23 protein-coding genes are annotated in these 23,696 nt (G+C 38.0%); 21 read left to right on the plus strand and 2 right to left on the minus strand.

The window, feature by feature from the left end; translation table 11 throughout:
• Nucleotides 1-33: 33 nt before the first annotated feature.
• Nucleotides 34-171, minus strand: a complete 138-nt coding sequence (locus tag CEF16_RS01635) for a YqzM family protein (protein WP_091587136.1) — start codon at nt 169-171, stop codon at nt 34-36.
• 369 nt (nt 172-540) lie between these two features.
• Between CEF16_RS01635 and holA the strand changes: the two genes are divergently transcribed.
• The gene (gene holA / locus CEF16_RS01640; RefSeq protein WP_091587137.1) at nt 541-1,575 is read left to right on the plus strand and encodes a DNA polymerase III subunit delta; all 1,035 of its coding nucleotides are present in this window, start codon (nt 541-543) and stop codon (nt 1,573-1,575) included.
• 34 nt (nt 1,576-1,609) lie between these two features.
• Here holA and rpsT read toward each other — a convergent pair whose 3' ends face one another.
• Nucleotides 1,610-1,876, minus strand: a complete 267-nt coding sequence (gene rpsT / locus CEF16_RS01645) for a 30S ribosomal protein S20 (protein ID WP_091587138.1) — start codon at nt 1,874-1,876, stop codon at nt 1,610-1,612.
• Between the two features lie 164 nt (nt 1,877-2,040).
• On the opposite strand from rpsT, the gene gpr reads away from it, so the two are divergent.
• The 20 genes from gpr (at nt 2,041) to yqfD (ending at nt 23,694) form a co-directional block, all read left to right on the plus strand.
• Entirely contained in the window at nt 2,041-3,153 is a 1,113-nt protein-coding gene (gpr, locus tag CEF16_RS01650; protein ID WP_091587139.1) for a GPR endopeptidase, read from the plus strand.
• 222 nt (nt 3,154-3,375) lie between these two features.
• Nucleotides 3,376-4,536, plus strand: coding sequence for a stage II sporulation protein P (spoIIP, locus tag CEF16_RS01655; RefSeq protein ID WP_245917735.1), 1,161 nt, complete (start codon nt 3,376-3,378; stop codon nt 4,534-4,536).
• A 1-nt stretch (nt 4,537) separates the two neighbouring features.
• Nucleotides 4,538-4,828 carry a hypothetical protein gene (locus CEF16_RS01660; protein ID WP_091587140.1) on the plus strand — a complete coding sequence of 97 codons (291 nt, stop codon included), beginning with the start codon at nt 4,538-4,540 and terminating at the stop codon, nt 4,826-4,828.
• Between the two features lie 273 nt (nt 4,829-5,101).
• On the plus strand, nt 5,102-6,928 hold the full coding sequence (gene lepA, locus CEF16_RS01665) for a translation elongation factor 4 (RefSeq protein WP_091587141.1): 1,827 nt from the start codon (nt 5,102-5,104) through the stop codon (nt 6,926-6,928).
• Nucleotides 6,929-7,204: 276 nt separating this feature from the next.
• On the plus strand, nt 7,205-8,347 hold the full coding sequence (hemW, locus tag CEF16_RS01670; protein ID WP_091587142.1) for a radical SAM family heme chaperone HemW: 1,143 nt from the start codon (nt 7,205-7,207) through the stop codon (nt 8,345-8,347).
• A 125-nt stretch (nt 8,348-8,472) separates the two neighbouring features.
• The gene (gene hrcA / locus CEF16_RS01675) at nt 8,473-9,507 is read left to right on the plus strand and encodes a heat-inducible transcriptional repressor HrcA (RefSeq protein ID WP_091587143.1); all 1,035 of its coding nucleotides are present in this window, start codon (nt 8,473-8,475) and stop codon (nt 9,505-9,507) included.
• Between the two features lie 297 nt (nt 9,508-9,804).
• Nucleotides 9,805-10,383 (plus strand): nucleotide exchange factor GrpE, encoded by a 579-nt coding sequence (gene grpE, locus CEF16_RS01680; protein WP_091587220.1) that lies wholly within the window; start codon nt 9,805-9,807, stop codon nt 10,381-10,383.
• Between the two features lie 37 nt (nt 10,384-10,420).
• The gene (gene dnaK / locus CEF16_RS01685; RefSeq protein WP_091587144.1) at nt 10,421-12,262 is read left to right on the plus strand and encodes a molecular chaperone DnaK; all 1,842 of its coding nucleotides are present in this window, start codon (nt 10,421-10,423) and stop codon (nt 12,260-12,262) included.
• A gap of 542 nt (nt 12,263-12,804) precedes the next feature.
• Complete coding sequence (gene dnaJ / locus CEF16_RS01690) at nt 12,805-13,920, plus strand: molecular chaperone DnaJ (RefSeq protein WP_091587145.1); 1,116 nt, start codon at nt 12,805-12,807, stop codon at nt 13,918-13,920.
• Nucleotides 13,921-14,149: 229 nt separating this feature from the next.
• A complete protein-coding gene (gene prmA / locus CEF16_RS01695; protein ID WP_091587221.1) occupies nt 14,150-15,088 on the plus strand; it encodes a 50S ribosomal protein L11 methyltransferase in 939 nt (312 codons plus the stop codon).
• Between the two features lie 21 nt (nt 15,089-15,109).
• Entirely contained in the window at nt 15,110-15,856 is a 747-nt protein-coding gene (locus CEF16_RS01700) for a 16S rRNA (uracil(1498)-N(3))-methyltransferase (RefSeq protein WP_091587146.1), read from the plus strand.
• Between the two features lie 5 nt (nt 15,857-15,861).
• The gene (gene mtaB / locus CEF16_RS01705; RefSeq protein ID WP_091587147.1) at nt 15,862-17,196 is read left to right on the plus strand and encodes a tRNA (N(6)-L-threonylcarbamoyladenosine(37)-C(2))-methylthiotransferase MtaB; all 1,335 of its coding nucleotides are present in this window, start codon (nt 15,862-15,864) and stop codon (nt 17,194-17,196) included.
• 30 nt (nt 17,197-17,226) lie between these two features.
• Nucleotides 17,227-17,895, plus strand: coding sequence for a deoxyribose-phosphate aldolase (gene deoC, locus CEF16_RS01710; protein WP_091587148.1), 669 nt, complete (start codon nt 17,227-17,229; stop codon nt 17,893-17,895).
• 245 nt (nt 17,896-18,140) lie between these two features.
• Nucleotides 18,141-18,314: a 30S ribosomal protein S21 gene (gene rpsU / locus CEF16_RS01715; protein WP_091587149.1), complete on the plus strand. Its 174-nt coding sequence runs from the start codon at nt 18,141-18,143 to the stop codon at nt 18,312-18,314.
• 16 nt (nt 18,315-18,330) lie between these two features.
• On the plus strand, nt 18,331-18,774 hold the full coding sequence (locus CEF16_RS01720) for a GatB/YqeY domain-containing protein (RefSeq protein ID WP_091587150.1): 444 nt from the start codon (nt 18,331-18,333) through the stop codon (nt 18,772-18,774).
• Nucleotides 18,775-18,999: 225 nt separating this feature from the next.
• On the plus strand, nt 19,000-20,316 hold the full coding sequence (locus CEF16_RS01725; protein ID WP_091587151.1) for an NfeD family protein: 1,317 nt from the start codon (nt 19,000-19,002) through the stop codon (nt 20,314-20,316).
• Between the two features lie 28 nt (nt 20,317-20,344).
• Nucleotides 20,345-21,355: a flotillin-like protein FloA gene (gene floA, locus CEF16_RS01730; RefSeq protein ID WP_091587222.1), complete on the plus strand. Its 1,011-nt coding sequence runs from the start codon at nt 20,345-20,347 to the stop codon at nt 21,353-21,355.
• A 30-nt stretch (nt 21,356-21,385) separates the two neighbouring features.
• Nucleotides 21,386-21,937 (plus strand): hypothetical protein, encoded by a 552-nt coding sequence (locus tag CEF16_RS01735; protein ID WP_091587152.1) that lies wholly within the window; start codon nt 21,386-21,388, stop codon nt 21,935-21,937.
• Nucleotides 21,938-22,211: 274 nt separating this feature from the next.
• The gene (yqfC, locus tag CEF16_RS01740; protein WP_091587153.1) at nt 22,212-22,520 is read left to right on the plus strand and encodes a sporulation protein YqfC; all 309 of its coding nucleotides are present in this window, start codon (nt 22,212-22,214) and stop codon (nt 22,518-22,520) included.
• On the plus strand, nt 22,513-23,694 hold the full coding sequence (yqfD, locus tag CEF16_RS01745; RefSeq protein WP_170031492.1) for a sporulation protein YqfD: 1,182 nt from the start codon (nt 22,513-22,515) through the stop codon (nt 23,692-23,694). Before yqfC ends, yqfD begins: the two co-directional genes overlap by 8 nt.
• The last annotated feature ends 2 nt before the right edge of the window (nt 23,695-23,696 follow it).

Below are 23,696 nucleotides of genomic sequence, written 5' to 3' on the forward strand. Positions count from 1 at the left end.
GCGGTAAGCCAAGTTTTTCTAATGTAATGCTGATTAAAATTTACTAGCAACATCCACTACTGTAGCAACGATGAAAATTAACGAAAAGAATACAAAGGATGCTATAAAGGCAACCACGGAGTCATTAAAATCATTCCGTTTACTTTGTACGTCCTTTTCAAACTGATTCACAATGAATCCCTCCTTGCTAGTGCACTCTTTTCCTAGTATAAGACAAGCTTCTGCAAAAATCCATAATGACTTAAAAAATCTTATATTACTTGATAAAAAGCAGCAGGAGGACATTGGCCTTGCTGTAAAGAGTTGTCACCTATAAGCATGGCTAACATAGGATATCCTAAAAGAGAAAAGATGAACATCGTTGATGAGAAGGGTTCCTAGGCCTTTTTATCAACGTTTATCATAAATGGAAAGTGCTGAAAAAAGCACTTTCCTTTTCTCCATGATTGTACCTCTTTAGAATCATCATTGCGAAATACAACCGTAATGGATACGATAGAGAAAGAAAACAATTAGTATGATAAATGGAGTGCGGATCATATGGATTATATGCAGCTTTCTAAAGATATAGAACAACAAGGAGTTAAACCAGTATACTTATTATATGGTAAGGAAGATTTTTTCATTAAAGATATTACGGAAAAAATTGTTTCTTCTATTTTAACCGAAGAGGAAAGAGATTTTAATTATTCGATTTATGATATGAAAGAAGTACCTGTAGAGGCAGCAGTAGAAGAAGGAGAAACATTGCCGTTTTTTGGAGAAAAAAGAGTGATTCTTTTAAGAAACTGTTATTTTTTAACGGGTGTTAAAGATAAAGAAAAAATAGAGCACCATTTACCCACTTTTGAAAAATACCTGGACAACCCTCCGAATGAAACAATTATGATCGTGTCGGTATCATATGAAAAATTGGATGAACGAAAAAAAATCGTGAAGAAACTTAAAAAGCAAGGAATGGTATTAGATGCTGCTCCGTACGATGAAGCTAAAATGTTTCAATGGATAGATACATATACTAGGGATAATCAACTTTATCTTACACGCGACGCCAAAGAATTATTGGTACAGTTAGCGGGAAAAGAGATGATGATGCTTGCTTCAGAGATGGATAAACTTTCCTTATATGTAACAGAATCAAATGAAATAACTGTCGATATTGTTGAAAAATTAGTCGCAAGAACGCTTGAGGATAATGTATTTGAATTAGTGGACCATGTCGTACAAGGCCGTTCAGAAAAAGCCCTTCGTATATATTTTGATTTATTGAAGCAAAACGAAGAACCGATCAAAATTTTAATGCTGCTTGCTAGACAGTTTCGCATGATTTTGCAAGTCAAACAATTAAAACAGCGAGGTTATTCACGACAAAAAATGGCATCTCAACTAAAGGTTCACCCCTTTGCTGTAAAAGTAGCTGAGGGGCAAATAAAAAATTTTGACGATATTGCGATTAAAAACATTTTAAAAGAGCTGGCTGAAGCAGATTATGAAATGAAAACGGGAAAAATGGATAAATCTCTTCGGGTAGAATTAGGTATAGTAAAAATAGCGGGCTTTCATAATAAATTATAAACAAAAAACGACTCTTTTGGAGTCGTTTTGTTTCTTATTGAGCAAGTTTATTTAATCGTTGCTGCATGTCGGATTTTGTACGCGCTGCTGCGTTTTTGTGAATCATCTTTTTATCAGCTGCTTTATCAACTTTTTTTGTAGCAAGTTGGAAAAGCTCTTTGGCACCTTCCAAATCTTTATTGTCGGCTTTTTTATTAAATTCCTTAACCGCCGAACGCATTGATGTTTTAAACGCTTGATGTTTCACGCGTCGGTTTTCGTTTGTAATTACACGTTTCTTAGCAGATTTAATGTTTGCCATATTTGTCACCTCCTTGTAGTGTTCCATTAATCTTATAGACCAATGTGAACTCAAGAGGATTCTAACAAAAAACACTTAGGGGCGCAAGATAAGAATAAATTGAGAAACCTTTCCCATACTAAGAATTAAACGACAAAGAGTGGTGCAAGAAAGCGGGTGCAATGATGGGAAAACAATTAGATTTGTCAGCTTTTTCTGTCCGTACAGATTTGGCTATTGAAGAAAAAGAATTATTAGAAGAAAAAGAACTGCAGGGGACTCCTAAAAAAACAGATAACGGTATTTGGATTCAAGAGAAAGAGGAAAATGAGGTTAAAATTACGCGAGTGAAAATAAAAGAAGCTGGAGCAAAACAAACTGGTAAAAAGCCAGGAGAATATTTAACTTTTGAAGCGCAAGGTATAAGAAAACAAGATACAGAACTTCAACAAAAAGTAGAAGAAATTTTCGCTCGGGAATTTTCTGCCTTTATGGATCAGTTAAATATTTCAAAAGATGCTTCTTGTCTCGTAACCGGGCTTGGAAATTGGAACGTTACGCCAGACGCTCTTGGACCGATGGTAGTAGATAAACTTGTCATTACTAGACATTTATTTAAAGAAGCACCTGAACACGTTGAAGATGGCTTTCGGCCGGTAAGTGCATTTGCACCTGGAGTGATGGGCATGACAGGTGTAGAAACGAGTGATATTATTTCGGCTGTTATAGACAAAACAAAACCAGATTTTATCATTGCAATAGATGCTTTGGCTTCACGATCAATAGAACGAGTAAACACAACAATCCAAATTTCTGATACAGGAATTCATCCGGGCTCAGGAGTAGGTAATAAAAGAAAAGAATTAAGTAATGAAACTCTCGGGATACCGGTTATTGCCATTGGTATACCAACAGTGGTAGATGCTGTCTCTATCACTAGTGATACTATTGATTTCATATTAAAACACTTAGGAAAAGAGATGAATACAGAAGATACTGCAGGAAGAGCATTAACCCCTGCGGGAATGACATTCGGGGAGAAAAGAGAATTAACGGATGAAGATTTACCCGAAGAAAAAGAGAGAAAAGCTATGCTTGGTATGATCGGAGGATTAGAGGATATAGAAAAACGCCAGTTAATTCAAGAAGTACTTGCTCCATTAGGACATAATTTGATGGTAACACCTAAGGAAGTCGATGTATTTATGCGTGATATGGCAAATGTTATATCAGAAGGGCTTAATGCTGCTCTTCATGGGAGTATTTCACAAAATAGTACAGGTACGTATACAAAATAGAAAGCTGCTTTATTTCGCGCATGTTGGTTCGGCAGATAGAATTCAATAAAATGATGTCATTGCTTAAAAAACTCGCCAATCGGCGAGTTTTTTAATTGTAATACAACAGTTTTCGCCAGAAATACTTGTCAAAAAAAACCGAGTGTTTTGTTCCTTCTTATTTGCACCTTACAGGTTCTAATCTAGCAGGTGGAACTCATAGATTAGAGCAAGGAGGAAGGAATGATGACCCCTAATTTTAAGAAAAAAAATGTAAGCTTAAATAGGACAAGTTTTAAACAAATTATCATTGCATGTTTAACCGGATACTTATTTATTATGTTTTTAGTAGCTGTTTTAACTTCTGTGGAACAAGACAAATATTTTTCTTCCCGTAATCTACATGCTTGGAGTTCTCATGTTCAAAACGAACTTTTAGCTGCTTTTTTTATCTATGAAAATCGTTATTTTTTAAATGCAGATGAAATAACAAATCCGGCAGTATCTAGTATGGTGTTTGAATTTGTTACACGGCTTGATATAAAAGACCCTAGAACTTTACTTGGACAAGAACTGCCGGGGTTTGCTTCGTTTGACGGTAAAATAATAGTCGCAGGGGATGGTACTGATTTTACAAATATGCCGGTCGAATCTGCTCCGCCTATGGAAGTGCTGATGGAAGAAAGAGAAGCAACTTCAAAAAGGCTCGAAATTGCTGAAGAAACAGAAGATAGTCCAAATCAGGAAGCAGCAGGGGAAAATCCTATTGCTCATATTATTCATTCACACAGCAGAGAGTCATATTTACCTGAATTAGAAGAAGGAACAGAAGTAGCTTTTCATCCGGAGGTTAATATTACACTCGTAGGCGAACGCCTTGGAAAAGAACTTGAAAAACGAGGAATCAGTACACAAGTGAATAAAACGGATATTGAACAGAAACTTCATGAGAATGGATGGGATTTTCCACAATCATATGATGTTTCAAGAGAAGTTTTACAAGAAGCTATTTCTCAAAACGAGGAGTTAGAGCTTTTCTTTGATCTTCATCGTGACTCTCAAACACGTGATGTCACAACAGTAACAATTAATGGTGAAACGTTAGCAAGGACAATGTTTGTTATAGGCGAAAATAACCCTGATTATGAGAAAAATTTGGAAATGGCTACGGATCTTCATAATAAATTAGAAGAAAATTATCCAGGTTTAAGCAGAGGGGTTATAACAAAAGGCGGGAGCGGATCCAATGGCCGTTATAATCAGGATCTTTCCGAAAACTCCGTTCTAGTAGAGATGGGCGGAATGGAGAATAATTTAGAAGAGACATATCGAACAACAGAAATATTGGCTGAAGTAATAAGTGAGCAGTATTTTGAAGCAGAATCCGTGGAGGGAGAGGAGTAAAGTGCGGTTCGTAACGATTATGTTAGGTGCAGGTTTACTCTTTATGTCCGGAATCATTACCGGTTATCATTATGCACAAAGTCATTGGCTGGATGCAAAAGGGGTTTCAGATTTAGTTGAAGAAGAACAGCAAGTAATGGGTGTAGAGAAAGAAGGGCAAGAAAATAGTGACGACCTTGCTTCTGATCTATTAAAGAAGCAAGCGGGCATCAAAGAAAAAGGAGCCGAAAATATATTTTCCAATATTGGACAGTCTCTTGACGTTTTCAATCCATCTTCCAATGGTAACTAAAGCCAGTCTTTTGGTATTATGGTAAATATTGAAGAACCCTTGCTCCATTGATATAATAGTCGTTAGTGCTTTAGTGCGGAAATCGCTGTAGTATTCTCTACAGCGATTTATTCATAGTTTTTTACCGCTCAGCCAATAAGGTATCTTTTCCTCATCCATCCAAGGGATGAGCTTTAAAAGTACTTGCGTTTTTCTTAACCTGTAAAAGATAAACTACGTTTTCGTTATTAAGGTTGCCAAAAAGCCATGTTTTTCTAATAGGAGTGAGTATGAATGAACAATCGAGAAAGAAAAGAACGGCAAAGCAGGATTAGGAACTTTTCCATTATTGCCCATATCGACCATGGCAAATCCACCCTGGCTGACCGGTTATTGGAATCTACTAGTGCATTAACGCAAAGAGAAATGAAAGATCAAATGCTTGATGCCATGGATTTAGAAAGAGAAAGAGGTATTACTATAAAATTAAATTCCGTTCAGCTGAAGCATAAACATACGGATGGAGAAGAATATATTTTTCATTTAATTGATACACCTGGACATGTAGATTTTTCATATGAAGTTTCAAGAAGTTTGGCTGCTTGTGAAGGAGCTCTTTTAATTGTAGATGCTGCCCAAGGTATTGAAGCGCAGACGCTGGCAAATGTATATTTAGCTCTAGACAATGATCTTGAAATTATTCCGGTAATAAATAAAATTGATCTTCCAAGTGCTGAACCAGAACGAGTAAAACAAGAAATTGAAGATGTAATTGGGTTAGATGCTTCAGATGCTGTACATGCTTCTGCAAAAAGCGGCATTGGAACAGAAGAAATTTTAAGTCAAATTGTCGAAAACATCCCTGCCCCCGCTGGAGATCCTGAAGCGCCGCTGCAAGCACTCATTTTTGATTCGCTTTATGATACATACCGAGGGGTTATTGCTTATATTAGGGTAAAAGAAGGGACGATTAAAGCCGGTCAAAAAATAAAAATGATGGCAACAGATAAAGTATTTGAGGTTTCAGAAGTAGGGGTATTTACACCTAAGCCTGTTGCTTGTAATGAATTGACCGTAGGGGATGTTGGTTTTTTAACTGCATCGATAAAAAATGTAAGTGATTCACGTGTAGGGGATACCATCACGAGCGCCGATAAACCTGCAGATAATCCCCTGCCTGGCTACAAAAAAATGAATCCGATGGTTTTCTGTGGAATGTATCCCGTTGATGCCAATGACTATAACTCATTGAGAGACGCGTTAGAAAGATTAGAATTAAATGACAGCTCTCTTCAATACGAAGCAGAAACATCCCAAGCTCTGGGTTTTGGCTTTCGCTGCGGGTTTTTAGGGCTCCTTCATATGGAAATATTGCAAGAAAGAATTGAACGAGAATATGGTATTGAATTAATCACGACAGCTCCAAGTGTTATATACAATGTGTATTTGACGGATGGGGAAATACTTGAAATCGATAATCCATCAAACATGCCTGACCCGCAAAAAACAGAATCAGTAGAAGAACCGTTCGTGAAAGCCACCGTGATGGTGCCAAACGACTTCGTAGGAGCTGTAATGGAGCTTTGTCAAAAAAAGCGCGGTGAGTTTGTAGACATGCAGTATATGGATGAAAATCGCGTTAATATCATTTACAATCTTCCTTTAACAGAAATTGTATATGACTTTTTTGATCAGCTGAAATCAAACACAAAAGGCTATGCTTCATTTGATTATGAATTCATAGGCTACAAAGAATCTAATTTGGTCAAAATGGATATTTTATTAAACGGGGAAACAGTAGATGCCTTATCTGTCATTGTCCACAGAGACTCAGCTTATGAACGTGGAAAATCGATAGTTGAAAAACTTAAAGAATTAATTCCACGTCAGCAATTTGAAGTTCCTGTTCAAGCGAGCATCGGACAAAAAATTATTGCGCGTTCTAACATTAAAGCTATCCGTAAAAATGTATTATCCAAGTGTTATGGCGGGGATATTACAAGAAAAAGAAAGCTCCTCGAGAAGCAAAAAGAAGGAAAAAAGCGCATGAAAAGTGTAGGGAAAGTTGACATTCCCCAAGAAGCATTTATGTCTGTTCTTCGAATGGATAATGACGACTAATATGTCCAGTCTTCAAAGAAGAGGTTGTCTCATGCAGCGAGATTACTGTTAAACTGGCAAATATTTTTAGGGCTCCAGTTGTTCTCGCTTAGGAGAGAACCTCTCTTTTCATGAACGGCTGAGACTAGTATATAATTCATTTATGCGATTAATTTGATGTTTTTTACACTTTAGGAATGTGTAACTTGGTTAAAGGATCAAAGGATAAGCAAAACTACGACTTCCGCCATAAGGACTCGGCGGCAAGCCGAGTTTTTCTATAAAGAAGGTGATGAAATGGCACCATCAGCAATTTATGTTCATATTCCGTTTTGCAAGCAAATATGTTTTTATTGCGACTTCAACAAATTTTACTTAGAAAACCAGCCCGTTAACGATTATGTGGACGCATTAGGTAAAGAAATCAGAGATGCTTTCTCTATTAACCAGGCACAATCTATTAGCTCAGTGTATATAGGGGGAGGAACTCCAACGGCTTTAAATAATGATGAATTAGAGAAAGTAATTCTCGATATAAAAAGCAATGCACCATTACTCGACAATGAATTGGAATTTACTGTAGAAGTCAACCCGGGCGAAGCAGGATTAGATAAATTGAAGTTAATGAAGAGCCTTGGAGTTAATAGGTTAAGTATTGGAGTGCAAAGCTTTGATAACTCTTTGTTAAAAAAAATAGGCAGGAGCCATTCTGTCAAAGAAGCTTTGAAAACGATAGAGCTTGCACGTAAAGCAGGATTTGAGAACATTTCTATTGATTTAATGTTTGGATTGCCTGGCCAAACCATACAAATGTGGCAGGAAACGATTACAACAATGTTAGAGCTGAATATACCTCATGTTTCTGCTTATTCGCTAAAAATTGAAGAAAAAACAATGTTTTATAATTGGTATCGTCAAGGAAAACTTCAGGCGATCCCTGAGGATAAAGAAGCCCAAATGTATGAAGAATTGGTTTCAAGGCTGCATGCTTATGGGTATGAAACATATGAAATCAGCAACTTTGCTCAAAAGGGATTTGAAAGCAGGCATAACCAAGTGTACTGGGAAAACAAAGAGTATTTTGGATTTGGAGCAGGTGCCCACGGGTATGTTAATGGGCATCGTTACGCTAACATAGGCCCATTGACACATTACATTAAGGCCCTTCAACAAGGCGAATCTGTTGTTAAAGAAACACATGAAGTTACAACACAAGAAATGATGGAAGAAGAAATGTTTATGGGGCTTCGTATGAAAAAAGGTGTTAAGGAAGAAATTTTTAAAAAGAAGTACGGCAGCTCATACTTAGATGTTTTCCAGGAAGCCATTCAAGATCTGCAGCATAAAGAGTTGTTAAAGGACACAGGCGGTTCTTTGCATTTAACAAAAAAAGGACGCTTGTTAGGTAATGAAGTATTTGAAAGGTTTCTGCTTGAGTAATGTTTAAAAGAAAATAATAGCTCAAAAATCTCAAGCTTGTGGATTGACAAACACCTAACCGTTTGATAACTTTACAATAGATTTAGCACTCGTTTGTTAAGAGTGCTAACAGAGGTGATGTTGGCATGCTTACAGACCGCCAATTGTTTATCTTACAGGCAATTATAGACAACTACATTCAATCAGCTGAGCCAATCGGTTCTAGGAGTATTTCTAAAAGTGACGGGATGAGTTATAGTCCTGCTACGATTAGAAATGAAATGGCAGATTTAGAAGAGCTTGGTTTTCTGGAAAAGCCACACAGCTCCTCTGGAAGGATACCTTCGGAAAAAGGATACCGCCATTATGTAGATCATTTGCTGCTTCCCCATCGTCTTTCAAAAAAAGAGATTCAAAATGTAAGGTCTCTTTTTGCTGAAAAGATTTTGGAAGCAGAACAAGTTGTTAAGCAATCTGCGACTATTTTGTCTGATTTAACAAGTTATGCATCTATTGTGTTAGGTCCTGAAGTATTTGAATCGAAGCTAAAACATGTACAGATTATTCCATTAAATGCTCAAGCTGCAGTAGCTATTCTTGTGACTGATACCGGTTATGTGGAAAACCATACAGTTACACTTCCTGAGTCATTAAATAGCAGTGACCTTGAAAAGATCGCTAATATTTTAAATGACCGTTTAGAAGGTGTACCGCTTTATAAGCTGCAAGAAAAAATATATAAAGAAGTGGCTGGACTTTTAAAGCAGCACATAAACAGTTTCCACGACGCTTTCCGTTTTACGGAAGAGACATTACAAAAAAGCAAACAAGAAAAAGTGTTCTACGGTGGAAAAACGAATTTACTATCTCAGCCGGAATTTAAAGATATAGAAAAAGTAAAAATGATTTTTGAAATACTTGAACAAGACCATGCAGTTCATGAACTATTAAAACCTGAACAAGATGGATTAGTTATTCGGATTGGGCAAGAAAATAATTACGAGGCTTTTGAAGATTGCAGTATTATTTCAGCCACCTATTCTTTTGACGGAAAACCGGTCGGCACAATTGGAATTGTTGGACCAACAAGAATGGAATACCCTAGAGTTATTGGGTTAATTCAACACTTATCCAAAGGACTGTCAGATGCTTTAACAAACTTGTATACCAGCGGCAACTAATGATAATATATATTTTTGGTTACAGGAGAGTTTATTCTCTCCTCTCTCTATGTAAATGATTTGAGGTTTTTATCCTGTTAGTTCGTCAGAAGAATTGGCGGAATCTAGGCTTTTTCGAACCTTAAAAGTTTTGCGCGCTGCTGCTGCCTACCGTCGACGCTAAGCACTCAGGCTAGGCATTATGGATTATTAAGCCTGGAGTACTTAGTAAAACTTAATCTGGCCGGAGCGAACGCGCTTTTCTTAATAATAAAGCAAATACGGGAGGTGAATGAAGTGAAAGAAGAGAGTCAGTCTATGGAACAAGAAGCAACTGCTGAGGAAACCACTTCAATGGAAGATATTCATGAAGATGAATCTCAACAAGAAAAAGAAACACTTTCCCAAGAGGAGAAGTCTTCTGACGAAATATATGAAACAGAAGAACAACAAGAAATAGAAAAATTAAAACAAGAGGCAGAAGAGTGGAAGAACAGTTCCTTGAGAGCCCAGGCCGACCTTGACAATGTAAGACGCAGGGCAAAAGAGGAAAAAGAAAAAGCAGCAAAATATAGAGCTCAAGATCTTATTGAATCGCTTCTTCCCGTGTTAGATAACTTTGAGCGTGCAATCAGTGCTTCCCCGGAAAGCGAAGAAGCATCTTCTTTGCTAGAAGGAGTGAATATGGTTTATTCACAATTCCTAGAAGCTGTTCAAAAAGAAGGGCTTGAAGTTATTGAAACAAAAGGGCAGACATTTGACCCTCATCAGCATCAAGCTGTAATGCAAGTTGAGGAAGATGGATTTGAATCAAATCAGATCGTTGAAGAATTGCAAAAGGGATATAAGCTAAAAGACAAAGTAATTAGACCAGCTATGGTTAAGGTTAACGTATAAACTACATAGTTGATTTTAATAGGAGGCTGACAAGACAATGAGCAGAGTTATTGGTATCGACCTTGGAACAACAAATTCTTGTGTAGCAGTGATGGAAGGCGGAGAAGCACAAGTCATTCCAAATCCGGAAGGAAACCGAACAACCCCTTCAGTAGTGGCTTTTAAAGATGGAGAACGTCAAGTAGGTGAAGTAGCTAAGCGTCAAGCGATTACTAATCCTAATACGATTCAATCCATCAAACGTTATATGGGCACAGATCATAAAGAAGAGGTAGAAGGAAAAGAATACACACCTCAAGAGATATCAGCAATTATTTTGCAGAAATTAAAAAGTGACGCGGAAAGCTATTTAGGCGAAACAGTAACAAAAGCTGTCATTACCGTACCTGCTTACTTTAATGACTCTCAGCGTCAAGCTACAAAAGACGCTGGAAAAATTGCAGGTCTCGAAGTTGAGCGTATTGTGAACGAACCGACAGCTGCATCCTTAGCTTATGGTTTTGAAAAAGAAGAGGATCAAACCATTTTAGTATATGATCTTGGTGGAGGAACATTTGACGTATCTATTCTCGAACTTGGAGATGGATTTTTTGAAGTGAAATCTACTTCAGGTGACAACAAGCTTGGCGGGGATGATTTTGACCAAGTGATTATTGACCACCTTGTATCTGAATTCAAAAAAGAAAATGGTATCGATCTTTCCCAAGATAAAATGGCGGTACAGCGCTTAAAAGACGCTGCAGAAAAAGCGAAAAAAGACCTTTCCGGTGTATCTCAAACTCAAATTTCATTACCGTTTATTACTGCGGACTCAAGCGGACCAAAACATCTAGAAGTTACGATGACACGTGCTAAGTTTGATGAACTATCTTCCCATTTAGTAGAGAAAACAATGAAACCTACACGCCAAGCTCTGCAAGATGCAGGTTTGAGTGCAGGTGAAGTGGACAAAGTCATCCTTGTTGGTGGTTCAACACGTATTCCAGCTGTACAGGAAGCAATTAAGAAATTGACAGGAAAAGATCCTCATAAAGGCGTTAATCCTGACGAAGTAGTAGCACTCGGGGCAGCTGTTCAAGCTGGTGTACTAGCTGGAGACGTAAAAGATGTCGTTCTATTAGATGTAACTCCACTATCATTAGGAATTGAAACAATGGGCGGTGTTTCTACAAAACTGATTGAACGAAATACAACCATACCGACTAGTAAATCACAAGTGTTCTCGACAGCAGCAGACAACCAGCCATCAGTTGATATTCATGTGCTCCAAGGGGAGCGTGAAATGGCAGCTGATAATAAAACATTAGGTCGTTTTCAGCTGACTGATATTCCGCCAGCTCCTCGTGGTGTTCCGCAAATTGAAGTAACTTTTGATATTGATGCAAACGGGATTGTAAATGTGCGTGCCAAAGATCTAGGTACAAATAAAGAACAATCCATTACAATCACTTCATCTTCCGGCCTTTCCGAGGATGAAATTGAACAAATGGTTAAAGATGCAGAAGAAAACGCAGAAGAAGATAAAAAACGTAAAGAAGCAGTAGAAGTTAGAAACGAAGCAGATCAATTAGTATTCACTACAGAAAAAACGCTTGAAGATCTTGGTGATAATGTAGATCAATCTGAAAAAGATAAAGCTAAAGAGGCTAAAAATAAAGTGAAAGAAGCACTTGAAGGCGACGACATTGAAGCAATTAGAACAGCAAAAGATGAACTTCAAGAAATCGTTCAGCAGCTGTCTACGAAATTGTATGAGCAAGCCGCTCAGCAGGCGCAGCAAGCACAAGGTGCTGAAAATGAAAATACAGAAAATAATTCAGCTGACGATGTAGTGGATGCAGATTACGAAGAAGTGGAAGATGACGAGAAAAAAGATTAATAAATATTACTTCTGGGGAGAACCTTCTTCAATATAAAACGACCGTCTCTTCCCCCTGCCGTAGGGAATTGAATGAAATAAAGGTAATAGAATAGATTGATCGGTATTAGGGGCTGTCCCAATGGAAGGTAAAGCTGTGCTAACATTCCGGGCCAGCCCCCTTTTTTTGCATGTTAAGAATGAATGCATAAAATATGCTGATCTACAGGATAAGCAACTTTCGGCAATCCATCTACAGGATATACTAATGCCGCCGTTGCCACAGGACTTGGCGTTTTACACTATCAGATAATATTAATGGCAACTACATCTCTGTTATCGCCTTTCAGGCTCACCAATCGGCGGTTTTCTTTATCCTTTAGGAAAGTTCAAATTTTCTAAAGGATCAAAGTATATTGCCATTTGGACTTGGCGGTAAGCCAGTTTTTCTAAGGTGGTTTTGTTTACAAGCGGCAAAGCCGAGCTTTTCTAATGGAGTTGAATAACTTTTAAAGATAATGATATGATTATGGTTATGGACTAGGGAACGGGAGTGAAGAAACATGAGTAAACGTGACTATTATGAAGTGCTTGGTCTGGACGAAAATGCTTCGGTTGATGAAATAAAAAAAGCATACAGGAAACTTGCTCGAAAATATCATCCTGATGTAAATAAAGAAGAAAATGCAGAAGAAAAATTTAAAGAAGTAAAAGAAGCATATGATACGCTTAGTGACCCTCAAAAGAAAGCTAATTATGACAGATTTGGCCATGCTGATCCAAATCAAGGATTTGGAGGTGCTGGAGGTGCTGGAGACTTTGGTGGCTTTGGTGATATTTTTGATATGTTTTTTGGAGGCGGCCGAAGAGATCCAAATGCACCACGGCAAGGATCTGATTTACAATATACCATGACATTAACTTTTAAAGAAGCTGCCTTTGGGAAAGATACAGAAATTGAAATTCCTAGAGAAGAAACGTGCAGCACATGCAGCGGAAGCGGTGCTAAGCCTGGTACTCAACCTGAGACATGTACTAAATGTGGCGGTGCAGGACAATTGAATATTGAACAAAATACACCGTTTGGCCGCGTAGTGAACAGACGAGTTTGCGACCGCTGCCAAGGAACAGGAAAAATGGTTAAAGAAAAATGTACTACCTGTGGCGGGAATGGAAAAATTCGTAAAAATAAAAAAATCAGCATAAAAGTTCCGGCTGGTGTAGACCATGGTCAGCAGATAAGAGTTGCTGGCCAAGGGGAACCTGGAGCAAACGGTGGACCTCACGGTGATCTATACGTCGTATTTAATGTGCAGCCTCATGAATTTTTTGATCGAGATGGAGACGATGTATATTGTGAGATGCCGCTGACGTTTGCACAAGCAGCTTTAGGTGATGAGATTGAAGTGCCGACCCTCCGCAGTAAAGTAAAATTGAAAATCCCGGCAGGCACTCAAACTGGTACAAGTTTCCGTCTTCGCGGAAAGGGAATTCCTAATGTACATGGTCGAGGACATGGAGACCAGCATGTTAAAGTTCGAGTGATAACACCTAAAAAACTTAATGAAAAACAAAAAGAGCTTATCCGTGAATTTTCTGAGCAGAGCGGTGATGAACAGGTAGATGAACAGAGCCATAACTTTTTTGAAAAAGTGAAACGAGCGTTCAGGGGAGAATAACTTTTAATATTACAGAACGGCGCATTGTTCTAGCTTTAGCGCCCAGTCTCCGAATGTATTAAGTATGAAGACGTGCTTTTAAAACAGAAATTTCATGAACAGCTATTCAAACTTTTATGAAAAAACCCCCTTTAAGAACTTAATAATTAGTAAAGAAGCAGTTTTTAAAGGGGACTTTGTTCGGCTGACTGGAACACTCGCGCTTTTCTTAATGGAGCAGGTGGGAATAGTGAAGTGGATTGAATTTGGTGTTCATACGACACAAGAGGCAGTTGAGCCTATATCTAACATTTTACATGAGTCAGGGGCAAGCGGAGTTGTTATAGAAGACTCGAATGACCTTGAAAAAGAATGGGACGGAACAGAGGATGAAATTTATGAACTTTCCGCGGAGGATTATCCAGAAGAAGGAGTGTTAGTAAAGGCATACTTTCCAGTTAATAGTTTTGCCAAAGAAACAGCCGAAGAAGTGAAGCAGTCTATTAACGATTTACTTCTTCATAATATTGACCTTGGAAAAAATCAAGTTACCTTATCAGAAGTACATGAAGAAGATTGGGCAGAAGCATGGAAAAAGTATTATAAGCCAGTAAAGGTAACTCAGTCTTTAACGATAGCTCCGAGTTGGGAAAATTATCAGCCTGTTTCCACCGATGAACACGTCATCGAATTGGACCCAGGTATGGCGTTTGGTACGGGGACACACCCATCAACTGTTCTTTGTTTACAAGCACTAGAGCGTATAATAAAGGATGGGGAATCTGTTATTGATGTAGGTACAGGTTCAGGAATACTTTCTATAGCTGCTGCTAAGTTTGGGGCAAAAGAAGTCCAGGCTCTCGATTTAGATGAAACGGCAGTTGAAAGTGCCCGCCTTAATGCTTCCTTTAATAATACAGAACATATTATTGAAGTGAAACAGAATAATCTGCTGGACCACAGGGAAGAGTACGCAGATATCATTGTTGCAAATATACTGGCCGATATTATTCTTCGAATGATTGAAGAGTCATATCGCTTACTGCGTGCCGGTGGATATTTTATTACATCTGGAATTATTTTTAGTAAAAAAGAAGAAGTAAAAGCAGCATTGATGGAACATGGTTTTGTAATAAAGGAAACAATAGAAATGGAAGATTGGGTTGCTTTTGTAGCACAAAAAAATTAATAGCAGCTGGAGTGGCTTCCTATGCAAAGGTATTTTGTTAAACCTGAAAATATGACAGTTTCTCATGTGGTTGTGACAGGAGAAGATGTTAAGCATATTTCAAAAGTAATGAGAATGGCACCAGGGGACAAAATAGTTTGCCTAGATAATCAAGGCAGGCAAGTTGTATCCAAAATTAATGATATCAATCAAGATTTTGTGAAAGCCGATATTATCCAAGAAATACATGAGAACAATGAGCTGCCCCTCCATGTAACAATAGCTCAAGGATTAATTAAAGGAGATAAACTAGATCTAGTTATTCAAAAAGGTACTGAGTTTGGGGCTTCTGCTTTCTATCTCTTTTCTGCAGATCGATCTGTGGTAAAATGGGATGGGAAAAAAATTAATAAAAAGCTAGAACGGCTTCAAAAAATAGCAAAAGAAGCTGCAGAACAATCAGGAAGAAGGATTATTCCTTCGATTACATTTTTTTCTTCCTGGAAAGAAATGTTAAAAGAGAAGCAGAATCATGATGCCAATGTGTTTTTGTATGAAGAAAACGCGAAGAAAAAGCTTCATAGTGACCTTTCAGAAGTGCTGAACTTATCACCTGCTTCACTATTGGCAATAATTGGCCCTGAAGGAGGAGTGAGTGAGGAAGAGGCATCAGCATATAGAAAAGAATGTTTTCGAAATATTAGTTTGGGGCCGAGAGTTTTACGAAGTGAATCCGCTTCGTTGTACTTATTGGCTGCTTTATCCTATCAATATGAATTACTGAGGTGAATGTTATGGCAACTGTCGCCTTCCATACTCTTGGCTGTAAAGTCAATCATTATGAAACGGAAGCAATATGGCAGCTTTTTAAGAATGAAGGGTATGAAAAGACTGAATTTGAAAAACGGGCAGATGTTTACGTAATTAATACATGTACTGTCACAAACACAGGAGATAAAAAAAGCCGGCAAGTCATTCGCAGAGCTGTTAGAAAAAACCCGGATGCTGTTGTTTGTGTAACTGGCTGTTATGCGCAAACTTCTCCATCAGAAATTATGGATATACCTGGAGTAGACATTGTTGTCGGTACACAAGACCGTTCGAAAATGATTGGATATATTGAACAATTTCAAAAAGAACGAGAACCTATAAACGGCGTTAAAAACATTATGAAAACCAGAGTATATGAAGAATTAGATGTTCCTCATTTCACAGATAGAACAAGAGCTTCTTTGAAAATTCAAGAAGGCTGCAACAACTTTTGCACATTTTGCATTATCCCATGGGCAAGAGGGCTGCTCCGTTCAAGAAAACCTGAAGATGTTCTTTCACAAGCCAAGCAACTGGTAAATGCTGGTTACAAAGAAATCGTTTTAACTGGTATTCATACGGGCGGTTATGGTGAAGATATGAAAAATTACAGCCTGTCTGATTTGCTAAAAGAGCTAGAAGAATTAGGTGGCCTAAAGCGCATTCGTATTTCTTCTATTGAAGCTAGTCAAATTACAGATGAAGTAATAGAAGTTATTGGACAGTCTAAAAAAATTGTCAATCATCTGCACATTCCGCTCCAATCAGGTTCCAATTCTGTATTAAAGCGTATGAGAAGAAAATATACAACGGAATTTTTTGCTGAAAGATTAGAGAAGTTGAAAAAAGCACTTCCAGGACTTGCTGTAACTTCTGATGTTATTGTCGGTTTTCCTGGAGAAAGTGATGAAGAATTTAAGGAAACTTACCAATTTATTGCAGAAAATAAGTTTTCAGAGTTACATGTATTTCCTTATTCTAAAAGAACAGGGACACCAGCAGCACGTATGGACAATCAAGTAGAAGATGATGAGAAAAATCGAAGAGTACACTACTTAATAGAGCTTTCTAATCAATTAGCTAAACAATATGCTTCCTCGTACGAAGGCAGTGTCCTTGAAGTGATACCCGAAGAACAAGACAAAGAATCGGGACTTTTAACTGGCTACACTTCTAACTATATGAAAGTAAGATTCACTGGAAATGAAGACATGATTGGAAAAATTGTTAAAGTGAAAATAAAAAAGCCTGGATATCCTTATAATAATGGTGAATTTGTGCGAGTAGCAGATGACCATGAAGAAATGATATTAGCATAAATATCACGTACAGAAAGGATTAAATAGCTAATGAAGTCTTTAGCCCGTTTAATTGATCATACGTTGTTAAAACCTGAATCTACTGCAGACCAAGTCATAACACTTGCAAAAGAAGCAAAAGAGTACGATTTTGCTTCTGTTTGTATTAATCCATCTATGGTCCCTGCAGCTTTTCAAATTTTAAAGGACACAAAGGTAAAGGTATGTACGGTCATCGGTTTTCCTTTGGGAGCAACCATGCCGGAAGTAAAAGCGTTTGAAACAAAAAGTGCGATTGCTAATGGAGCTTCAGAAATAGATATGGTACTTAACATTGGTGCGTTAAAAAGTGGAGATGAGAGTTTTGTTAAAGCTGATATAGAAGCAGTTGTAGAAGCTGCAAGGGAAAAAGCAATCGTAAAAGTGATTATCGAAACCATATTGCTGACAAAGGAAGAAAAAGAAACTGCATGTCGTTTAGCAGTAGAAGCAGGAGCAGATTTTGTAAAAACTTCTACTGGTTTTGCAGGTGGCGGTGCTACGATAGAAGACGTTAAGTTAATGAAAAAAACCGTTGGTGAACAAGCAAAAGTAAAAGCAAGCGGCGGCGTTCGTGATAAAGAGACTGCACTGGCGATGGTAGAAGCAGGCGCAGATCGAATTGGAACTAGCTCTGGAGCTGCTATTGTATCTGGAGAAGAAGGATCAGCCGGCTATTAATTATTATTTGCTCTAGTTAGGTAATTATTACTAATAATACTACTGTTATTAGTAATATAGAGCAAAGGTTTATTGCTTTTTTTGTTGTTTTGTTTTATAATTTGATAAAATGGTCAATATATTTCTGTTAAATAATAGCTTAGCTATTGTTGAAGAGAATTGTCATGAGCCATTTTGGTGTACAGGCATTTCTCATATTTTGATAGACTATTGGCTGTATTGGTTGTTCGGAGGGAGGGAATCATATGGCTGAGACCCGGGTTCGCAAGAACGAGAATATTGATGCCGCTCTTCGCCGTTTTAAGCGCTCGCTTTCTAAAGAAGGAACTATGGCAGAAGTTCGTAAAAGAAAGCATTATGAAAAGCCGAGTGTGAAACGTAAGAAGAAATCAGAAGCGGCAAGAAAACGAAAGTTCTAAGAGAGGATGCTTAACACTGGAACTCATGGATCGTTTAAATGAAGATATGAAAAGTGCTCTAAAGGCTAAAGAAAAGAAACGGCTTTCTGTTATTCGCGGAGTTAAATCTTCCCTTCAAAATGAATCCATTAAAGTTGGAAGAACTTTGAATGAAGAAGAAGCGATCAATGTGCTGAATCGTGAACAAAAACAACGGAAAGATTCCCTCCATGAGTTTAAGAAAGCAGGCAGAGAGGACTTGGCAAAAGAAACTGAGGAAGAATTGATTATTCTCTCTAAGTATTTGCCAGAGCAGCTCACAGAGAAAGAAATTGAAGATATTGTAAAGCGAGTAATACAAGACACTGGGGCATCTTCAAAAAGCGATATGGGAAAAGTGATGTCTGTTGTCATGCCTAAAGTAAAAGGTAAAGCAGATGGATCACAAGTGAATCAACTTGTACAAAAGCATTTATCTTAATGAAGGAGCATCTCCTGAGCGGGGGTGCTCTTTTTACATTCGCTGAATGCTGCATCATGGAAGAGAATAACTTAAAAGTGGTATAATATATATAATCTCAATCTTTTTTGAAACCATTTGTTAACCAGCCCGTAAATTGTAGTAGATCTTTTATTTAGCTGCCTTTCATAATTATTTTTGCTTTCATACATATAGGATTAATTGAGTAGGAAACGAGGGAAGTGAATGTTTAACCATAATAAAATAATAGTCTTCCTGTTGTTTTTCATTGTTTTCTTTTCAAGTTCTGAGCCTGGTTATTCTCAAACTTCTTCGAATGATATAGTGTATGTCCTCCCAGTAGAACAAACAGTGGAACGAGGCTTAGAAGCTTTTCTTGAACGTTCAGTGAATGAAGCAGAAGAAGCAGGAGCCGATCACATTATTTTTGAAATTGATACTCCTGGGGGAGCTGTTGATGCAGCTGGAAATATTGCAGCAATCATCAGAAATGCGCCTGTTCCTACAACCGCTTTTGTAACAGATGAGGCTATGTCGGCTGGAGCTTTTATCGCTTTAAATGCTGACGAGATAGCTATGGCTCCTAGCACAGAAATGGGGGCAGCTCAGGTTATAGATGGGTCTGGTAACGCAGCCAGTGATAAAGCTCAATCAGCCTGGATTAAAAATATGAAAGGTGCTGCCGAGTTAAATGGGAGAGATCCAGAATACGCCATTGCTATGGCAGACCCCTCTGTTGATCTTGAGGAATATCGTGCCGGAGAAGGAAGTCTCTTGTCTTTAACTGCATCAGAAGCAGAAGAAGTAGGTTACGCAGAACATATAGTAGAGGACAGAGAAGAGTTGCTTTCGGCTTTAGATTTAGAAGGTGCAGAGGTTCAAGAAGCAGATGTTTCTATTGCAGAACATATTGCGCGTTTTGTTACAAACCCAATCATCATTCCAATTTTATTAAGTGTAGGAAGCTTGGGTTTAATTCTTGAATTGTACTCTCCAGGGTTTGGAATTCCAGGAATCATGGGGGCCAGTTCTTTGTTTTTATTTTTCTTCGGTCATGCTATTGCCGGATTTGCTGGAATGGAATCTATTGTACTCTTTATTGCGGGATTAGTACTGATGATAATAGAGCTTTTTGTTCCAGGGTTTGGGATATTTGGGTTTTTAGGTATAGGAGCGATGATTGGCAGCATGATATTAGCTTCTTTTTCTACCTTGAATATCGTATTATCAATTTTAATTGCTGCCGTCGTATCTATAGCTGCAGCTGCTATTCTTTTTAGTGTATTCGGAAAAAGAGGACCAATGAAACGGTTGGTTCTTGAAGAATCAGTCAATACAAACGAAGGGTATATTTCCAACGTCAGCCGCAACGAGCTAGTGGGAAAAACAGGGAAATCATTAACTCCTCTACGTCCTTCTGGTTCTATTATAGTGGGGGAGGAGAGGCTTGACGTTGTAACGGAAGGAGGATATATTGAACAAGGTGAGAATGTGAAAATCGTAGCAGTACAAGGGTCAAGAATTATTGTTAGAAATCTTTAGTCATAATAGAGGAGGAATAGAATTGGACATGTCATTTGACTTAACTTTAATTATTGTATTGGCATTGGTACTAATTGCCCTTGCCGTATTATTTACATTTGTTCCGGTTATGTTGTGGATCTCCGCACTTGCCGCCGGAGTGAAGATTGGTATTTTTCAATTGGTGGGAATGAGGCTTAGAAGAGTTATTCCAGCAAGGGTTGTAAACCCGTTGATAAAGGCTGAGAAAGCCGGCTTGGATATAGAGTTAAACAAACTTGAAGGTCATTACCTTGCAGGTGGTAATGTAGACCGGGTAGTTAATGCACTTATAGCCGCTCAAAGAGCTAACATCGAGCTTACATTCGAGCGTTGTGCAGCGATTGATTTAGCAGGACGAGACGTGCTGGAAGCAGTACAGATGAGCGTAAATCCAAAAGTTATTGAAACACCTTTTATAGCAGGTGTTGCAATGGACGGAATTGAAGTTAAAGCAAAAGCCCGGATCACCGTTCGTGCTAATATTGACCGCCTTGTTGGGGGTGCTGGAGAAGATACAGTTATTGCAAGGGTTGGGGAAGGTATCGTTTCAACGATAGGTTCTTCTACCGATCACAAAGCTGTGTTAGAAAATCCGGATATGATTTCACAAACTGTCCTTAAAAAAGGACTTGATTCAGGTACAGCCTTTGAAATTTTATCTATAGATATTGCTGATATCGACATTGGCAAAAACATCGGTGCAGGGCTTCAAACAGATCAAGCTGAAGCAGATAAGAAAATTGCCCAGGCTAAAGCGGAAGAACGCCGTGCGATGGCTGTGGCTCATGAGCAAGAAATGCGCGCGAAAGTAGAAGAAATGCGTGCGAAAGTAGTAGAAGCCGAAGCTGAAGTTCCAATGGCGATGGCTAAGGCTCTTAAATCAGGGAACCTTGGTGTCATGGATTATATGAATATCCAAAACGTTAGTGCTGACACAGATATGAGAGAATCCATCGGTAAAGAAACAAAAAGTAATGAAGACGGGTATGATAACCCTGGACCAACTAAAAACACATAATAACAGCTTGTACATTTAGGGGGTGCACCCTTGGAAGCCATTTTTGAATTATTAATGAATAATTTTCTTTTCATTGCTCTTTTAATTGGCGGGCTTATTTCTGTTTTCAATCGAAACAAGCAGCAAGAAGAAGCAAATAAGAAAACAAAGCAGGAAGACACCAACAGAAAAGAAATAGATTGGAAAACCATTTTTCAACAGGAAAGTGATCCAAATGACGTTCCCGGACAAAGACGTCCAACAAAACCAGTACCGGAGGCAGAAGCAGAATTAGTCAAACCAGAAAACCAAGAAATAAGCAAAAAACATGAACAATATAAGGAGAGAATAGAAGAACTTAGAAAAAAAAGAGAGACAGCGGAAGAAAAAATGAAAAATATAGAAGCTTCTCCGGTGTTTGAAGAGGGGATTGGCGATGTGCCAATAGCCCAACAATCAGGTAATATTTCTCGTTCTCGGTTCGCTACTATTTCACGGAAAGAAGCAATCAACGGGATCATTTGGTCTGAAATTTTAAGTGAGCCGAAAGCCCGCCGGCCTCATGTGAATAATTTTCACCGAAAATATTATAAAAAAAGCTGAGTCGTCTTGACTCAGCTTTTTTATTTCAAAGTATAAGATTTATAAATAGTATAAAGAAGGCATTCAACATACTGGGGTGCGAATACTGCCGATGACCTTTTGTTAGGCAGTTTCTTTTACATACAACCCGAATTTTTAATATTGATGACAACTGTACAACTATTTAACGGGAACACAGCTTTTTGTATAAATATTTAGCAGAAGCCAAGTTCTTCTAAATGGTGATACATAAAATGCCTCTGTCATATGAATAGAATTAGAGGGGGGCATGTGGATGTTCGAGCGCTGGAAACAATCCGCTAAACAATGGGTAACCGGTAAAATGAACCTGCCAGAAGATGTACTCTTGGACGTGCCTCGTCTGACGATGATAGGACAGCTTCATTTGCATGTAGAAAATCACCGTGGAGTTCTACACTTTTCTAAAGAACTTGTGCGGTTGAAACTTTCATATGGTGAGCTATCCATAAAAGGGAAAGATTTTGTAATAAAAACCATTCTTCCAAACGAATTATTATTAGAAGGAACGATTGATGAAGTTCGTTATTTAAATGGAAGAGAAACGGGAGGAGCGCATGAATAGGCGACATGGACCTTCTGATATATACGTCAAATTAACTGGTAATTATACTGAAGCTGTAGTGAATCAGTGTTTAAGAGAAGGAGTTATTATTAAAAACATTACACGTGCTGAGGGAGAAAGCATGGAATGTTTTATTCCATCATCTGAGCTTTCGTATTTAGAAAGAATTGCAGAAGAGAGTGACTGCGAGGTTGAGGTATTAAAAGTTTCTTTAATTGAAAAATACACCACTCTTATGAAAAAGAGAGCAGGTTTCATAGCCGGAATGCTAATGTTTATAATATTGCTAATATTGTTATCACAAATGATTTGGAAAATTGAAATTGAAGGAGCGCAGCCTGTTTTAGAACATAACATACAGAAAAACCTTCAAGAAATGGGAATAACGACGGGAACATTTGCGTTTTTTTTACCTTCTCCTGAAGAAATTCAAAAAGAGATTCTTGAAAAAACAGAAGGTACGACATGGATTGGAGTGGAGAAAAGAGGGACAACCTACCATTTTGAAGTGGTGGAACAATCACTTCCAGAAAAAGAAACACCTCCAGCACCCCGACATGTTATTGCTAAAAAAACCGCGGTTATAAATACAATTTATGCTGAAAAAGGACAGGTCTTAGTAAAGAGAAATGAGCTTGTTCATGAAGGGCAAATTCTAATATCTGGTTTTATTGGTAAAGATAAACACGCTAGAACTGTAGCAGCTGAAGGAGAGGTATTAGGTGAAACATGGTACAAAGTATCGGTTGAAATTCCTATGAAACCTCAAGCAGATACACTTACAGGTAAATCGGAAAAAAAATACTTCTTAAAAATGTTTGGATATGAACTTCCAGTTTGGGGGTTTTCTGCTGAATCAGCGTTTGAAGTTTATAAAAAAAGCGAGAGAAAATACGATTTAGAATTGTGGGGAAAAGAATTCCCAATTAATTGGAATGTAACGACCTTTCAAGAAAGTAATATAGTTAATCAATCTTCTTCTAGTAAGGAAACACTTCGACAAGCAAAGTATGCAGCTGAAAACAAAATAAAAAGCCGGCTAGGTGGAGAAGCTGTTATTAAAGAGGGGAAAATTTTGCACGAGGAGTCTCAGAATGGTAAAGTAAAATTAGTTATGCACTACCAAGTTTTAGAAGATATTACATCGGAAGCACCGATCATCCAAGGAGAATGAGA

Origin of the sequence: Alteribacillus bidgolensis (assembly GCF_002886255.1) — a bacterium.
Lineage (GTDB): Bacteria > Bacillota > Bacilli > Bacillales > Marinococcaceae > Alteribacillus > Alteribacillus bidgolensis.

Coding starts and splice junctions, on each gene's coding strand:
- holA (WP_091587137.1), top strand. CDS start 541: ATGGATTATATGCAGCTTTCTAAAGATATAGAACAACAAGGAGTTAAA.
- rpsT (WP_091587138.1), bottom strand. CDS start 1,876: ATGGCAAACATTAAATCTGCTAAGAAACGTGTAATTACAAACGAAAAC.
- gpr (WP_091587139.1), top strand. CDS start 2,041: ATGGGAAAACAATTAGATTTGTCAGCTTTTTCTGTCCGTACAGATTTG.
- spoIIP (WP_245917735.1), top strand. CDS start 3,376: ATGATGACCCCTAATTTTAAGAAAAAAAATGTAAGCTTAAATAGGACA.
- lepA (WP_091587141.1), top strand. CDS start 5,102: ATGAACAATCGAGAAAGAAAAGAACGGCAAAGCAGGATTAGGAACTTT.
- hemW (WP_091587142.1), top strand. CDS start 7,205: ATGGCACCATCAGCAATTTATGTTCATATTCCGTTTTGCAAGCAAATA.
- hrcA (WP_091587143.1), top strand. CDS start 8,473: ATGCTTACAGACCGCCAATTGTTTATCTTACAGGCAATTATAGACAAC.
- grpE (WP_091587220.1), top strand. CDS start 9,805: ATGGAACAAGAAGCAACTGCTGAGGAAACCACTTCAATGGAAGATATT.
- dnaK (WP_091587144.1), top strand. CDS start 10,421: ATGAGCAGAGTTATTGGTATCGACCTTGGAACAACAAATTCTTGTGTA.
- dnaJ (WP_091587145.1), top strand. CDS start 12,805: ATGAGTAAACGTGACTATTATGAAGTGCTTGGTCTGGACGAAAATGCT.
- CEF16_RS01700 (WP_091587146.1), top strand. CDS start 15,110: ATGCAAAGGTATTTTGTTAAACCTGAAAATATGACAGTTTCTCATGTG.
- mtaB (WP_091587147.1), top strand. CDS start 15,862: ATGGCAACTGTCGCCTTCCATACTCTTGGCTGTAAAGTCAATCATTAT.
- deoC (WP_091587148.1), top strand. CDS start 17,227: ATGAAGTCTTTAGCCCGTTTAATTGATCATACGTTGTTAAAACCTGAA.
- rpsU (WP_091587149.1), top strand. CDS start 18,141: ATGGCTGAGACCCGGGTTCGCAAGAACGAGAATATTGATGCCGCTCTT.
- CEF16_RS01725 (WP_091587151.1), top strand. CDS start 19,000: ATGTTTAACCATAATAAAATAATAGTCTTCCTGTTGTTTTTCATTGTT.
- floA (WP_091587222.1), top strand. CDS start 20,345: ATGTCATTTGACTTAACTTTAATTATTGTATTGGCATTGGTACTAATT.
- yqfC (WP_091587153.1), top strand. CDS start 22,212: ATGTTCGAGCGCTGGAAACAATCCGCTAAACAATGGGTAACCGGTAAA.
- yqfD (WP_170031492.1), top strand. CDS start 22,513: ATGAATAGGCGACATGGACCTTCTGATATATACGTCAAATTAACTGGT.